General features: G+C 76.2%; 4 protein-coding genes and 2 pseudogenes. 3 read left to right on the top strand and 3 right to left on the bottom strand.

From position 1 onward, the window contains the following. On the bottom strand, positions 1-611 hold a 611-nt coding region (locus AB0J68_RS29055), incomplete at its 3' end, for a DUF3159 domain-containing protein (protein ID WP_363941699.1). Positions 612-796: 185 nt separating this feature from the next. Between AB0J68_RS29055 and AB0J68_RS29050 the strand changes: the two genes are divergently transcribed. Then, positions 797-1,684 carry a phosphatase PAP2 family protein gene (locus tag AB0J68_RS29050; RefSeq protein WP_354858533.1) on the top strand — a complete coding sequence of 296 codons (888 nt, stop codon included), beginning with the start codon at positions 797-799 and terminating at the stop codon, positions 1,682-1,684. 8 nt (positions 1,685-1,692) lie between these two features. Further along, positions 1,693-2,361, top strand: a complete 669-nt coding sequence (locus tag AB0J68_RS29045; protein ID WP_354858536.1) for a maleylpyruvate isomerase N-terminal domain-containing protein — start codon at positions 1,693-1,695, stop codon at positions 2,359-2,361. 116 nt (positions 2,362-2,477) lie between these two features. On the opposite strand, the pseudogene AB0J68_RS29040 reads toward AB0J68_RS29045, so the two are convergent. Together AB0J68_RS29040 and AB0J68_RS29035 are read right to left on the bottom strand one after the other, a co-directional pair. Then, positions 2,478-3,134 (bottom strand): annotated as a pseudogene (locus AB0J68_RS29040) (DUF1028 domain-containing protein); the annotation flags it as partial. 32 nt (positions 3,135-3,166) lie between these two features. Beyond that, a pseudogene (locus AB0J68_RS29035) lies at positions 3,167-3,487 on the bottom strand (MerR family transcriptional regulator); the annotation flags it as partial. Positions 3,488-3,594: 107 nt separating this feature from the next. Between AB0J68_RS29035 and AB0J68_RS29030 the strand changes: the two are divergent. Next, positions 3,595-3,767: NAD(P)H-binding protein (locus AB0J68_RS29030; RefSeq protein ID WP_363941696.1), on the top strand; the 173-nt coding region annotated here is incomplete at its 3' end.

The following is a 3,767-nucleotide window of genomic DNA, read 5'->3' as shown; positions in this document are numbered from 1 at the left end:
CCGGCTACCGCGGGCTGGTCGCCGTCGAGTTGCCCCGCGACTCGCACGCCGCACCGGACGTGGCCGCCCGGTCCATTGATTTCCTGCGCGCGGCGCCAGGTCAACGCGATCCGGGCCACCACGAGCGCGAGCACCTGCCCACTCAGGTACAGCGGGACGAACACCGCCACCCGCACCACATAGGTCGCCGTCCACACCCAACTCGCCCGGCCGTACCCGCGCAGCAGCGCCGGATCCCGCCGCCACCGGGCCCGCTGGCCCAGCGCCGCGCCGACCAGCACGCCCAGCAGCGGCCAGCGCACCACGATGCTCACGGCCCAGGCCAGCGCGCTGGCGGCGTTCGACAGCAACTGGATCAGAAAGAAATTCTCGGCCCGGCCGGTCCGCACCGCGATCAGCGCCGCGACGCAGACGGCGAGCAGCCCGATCAGCACCGAGCGCGGCCGGTCGCCCCGCCGCAGCCGTACGCCGGCCACCACGACGCCCACGGCGAGCGCCGCGCCCACCCCGGCCCACAGCGACTCGCCGCCGATCAGCCAGCCCAGCGCGAACGCCACCGGCGGCAGGGTGGCGTCCACCGCGCCCCGCCGCCCACCCAGCAGGTCCGCCAGGGACTCGGCCGGGGCCGCTCCGCCGGCCTGCCGACCGGCCGTCGTCGCCCGGTCCGGGCCGGGCTCGACCTGGCCGGACTCCCGCTCCGGTGTGCCGCCCACCGCCACCTCCTCGCCTCCGCCTCAACCTAACCGCCGGGAGCCGGTGGGCCACCGGCCGACCGGCCGGCGCCGGCCGCTACGGTGTGCGGATGCGCGCGACGGCACGGGGTTGGACCGCGGTCTGGTTGGTCGTACTGGCGCTCGTCCAGGCGGCCGCCTTCCTTGCCGTCTGGCGGGTGGCCGTGCACACCGAGATCGGTCAGTGGGTCGACACGGTCGCCCTGACCGGCAACGAGATCGGCCACGACCGCATCGACGGGCCGGTGGACCGGATCCTCAACGCGATGTCGGTGGTCTCCCTGCTCGCCGCCACCGCGATGATCGGCTTCATCGCGCTCATCCGGGGGCGGATCGCCCTGGCCGTCACCGCGACCCTGCTCATCGCCGGGGCGAACGTCTCCACCCAACTGCTCAAGTACGGCCTGAGCCGGCCCGACCTCGGCCTCGACCCGGAGCGCGCCGCGGTGGGCAACAGCCTCCCCAGTGGGCACACCGCCGTGGCCGCGTCGGTGGCGGTCGCGCTCATGCTCGTCCTGCCGCCCAAGGTGCGGGCCGTCGGCGCCTTCGTCGGCGCGAGTTACGCCGCCATCGCCGGGGTGGCCACCCTGTCCGCCGGTTGGCACCGACCCAGCGACGCGGTCGCCGCCTACCTGGTGGTGGGCGTCTGGGCGGCGCTGGCGGGACTGGTCCTGCTGATCACCCAACGCGAGCAGGCCCAGATCGCGCCCGGTGACGCCCACCGCGTCGCCGCGGTCGTGCTCGGCGTGGCCGGCGTGCTCGCCCTGATCGCCTCCGGACTGGCCCTCACCTGGCTGGTGGACCTGCGCGGGACCGGCCCGGAGGAGTTGAGCCGCCGCCCGCTCTTCGTCGGGTACGCGGGCAGCGCCGCCGGCATCGCCGGCACAATGGCGCTGGTGATGGCGCTGGTGCTGACCGTCGTGCACCGGCTGGTGCCCCGGGTCAAGGGTTGAGCCGACCGGTGGACCCGGTTCGCGCGGCGTTCCGTGCCGAGTGCGTACGGCTCACCGAGATCCTGGCCGAGGTGGACGCCGTCGACCTCGACCGGCCCACCCCCTGCCCGCCGTGGACCGTCCGGGAGTTGCTCGCGCACGTGCGCACCGGCGCCGGACGGCTGGCCGACATGCTCGCCGCCCCCGCCCCGCCGCGCGCCGAGGTGGACGCCGCCCGGTATTTCGGCGCGGCGAAGTTCACCCCGCAGGTGGACGCCGACCGCATCGCCGGCGGCCGCCGCGACGCGCGGCAGGTACACCGGGAGGCGTTGGCGACCGGGTTCGAGCGGGCCTGGCGGGCCGCCGACGCGGCGGTCGCCGTGGCCCCGCCCGATCGGGTGGTCCGGACCCGGCACGGCGACGCGATGCTCCTCACCGAGTTCCTGCGGACCCGGGTGGTCGAGGTGGGCGTGCACGGCCTGGACCTGGCGGCGGCGCTGGACCGCCCGCCGTGGCTCACCCCGCGTGCGGCCGCGGTGATCGCCCAACTGCTCACCGCAGGGCGACCCGCACCGGCCGCGTTGGGCTGGGACCGGCTGACCCTGATCCGCAAGACCACCGGCCGTGCGGCACTGACCGTCCTGGAACGGGCCGCGATCGACGCCGCCGGTTTCCGCTGGCTCGCCTTCGGCCGCTGACCCCGACCGCCGTCGCGAGTCGCCCGCGCTGGCTCGTCACCGGGTGCCGCTGACGCCGCCCCGGCCGGTCAGCCCGCCGAACGGGGCGCGGGAACGTGCGGGGCCGGCCCGGCCGGTCAGCTCGCCGGTCGGGGCGCGGGAACGTGCGGGGCGACGCCCCGCAGGTGCGTGAGCACCACCGGGTCGATGCGCCCCGGCACCAACCGCTCCTCCAGGTTCTCCAGCCCTGCCCAGGAGACCAGCGCCGCCTCCGTCCCGGCGTCGCCGACCGGGTGACCGAGCGCGGTGAGCAACGTCGCCACCTCGTCGGCGACCGCGCCGCTCAGGTCGAGCAGGGTCGCCGGGTCGGGCCGACTGAACAGCATGGTGTGCACGGCCAGCAGCCGACCCAGCTCGGTGACCGGGTCCGGATGGTCGTCCACCCGCAGGTCGATCAGCACGTCGCTGGTGCCGCCGTACCCTCCGCCGCGCTCGACCACCAGCAGGCCGGCGCTCTGCCGGCCGCGCCGGTCCCCGCCGGCCTCGTCACCGGCGCGCAGCGCCGCGACCAGCCGCTCGGCGAACGGCAGCGCCGAGGAGGCCAGCCACGCGTCGCCCAGCGCGTCGACGACCTCCGGGCCGGTGAGGACGTTGCCCTGCGCGGCCCAGCCGTCGCCGGTCCGCCCGCCGGCCCACGGGTGGCAGGCCGGGCCGGTCCAGCTCGCACCCGGGCCGCTGACGCCCACCACGCCGAGTTGCCGGTGCTCCCGCTCGGCGTCGGCGGCGATCAGGCCCTCGCACCCCGTCGGCGACGGCCAGCAACCGGCAGGTGATCCACGAGGAGGCTGGCGAGCCGGGCGCGAGCCGCGGTGTCGACCGACACCTGCCGCCAGTACGCGGTGACCGCCTCCGCAGCCGCCGCGGGCTCCAGGTCGCACACGGCGCGGATCTGCGCCAGCGGCATGCCGATGCGACGCAACTGGGCCACCAGCCGGGCCAGCGGCACCTGCCGCGGGTCGTAGAGCCGGTATCCCGACTCGGGATCCACCGCGGCCGGCGCCAGCACCCCCACCCGTCCGTACAGGCGCAACGCCTTCGGCGTCAGTCCCGCCGCCCGGGCGAACGCCCCGATGGTCAGCAACCCCACGTCGGCATCCTCCTCGCGCCGGTCACGGCGACCGGCACGCACCACCCTGGGGGTTGCCCACAGGTCAAGGTCAAGCCCGGCGACACCGCCGCCGGTAGGTTGGGCCCATGCGTGTTGTCATCGCCGGAGGCCACGGCAAGATCGCCCTGCTGCTCCAGCGGCACCTCGCCGGCCGCGGCGACTCCGCCGTCGGCCTGATCCGCAACCCCGACCAGGCCGACGACCTGCGCGCCGCCGGCGCCACCGCGGTCGTCTGCGACGTCGGCGTGTTCGAGGTCGC

This window comes from Micromonospora sp. NPDC049580, assembly GCF_040675595.1.
Classification (GTDB): Bacteria; Actinomycetota; Actinomycetes; order Mycobacteriales; family Micromonosporaceae; genus Micromonospora.
The sequence above is the reverse complement of the archived record's forward strand: the minus strand, read 5'-3'. Positions and strand labels throughout refer to the sequence as shown.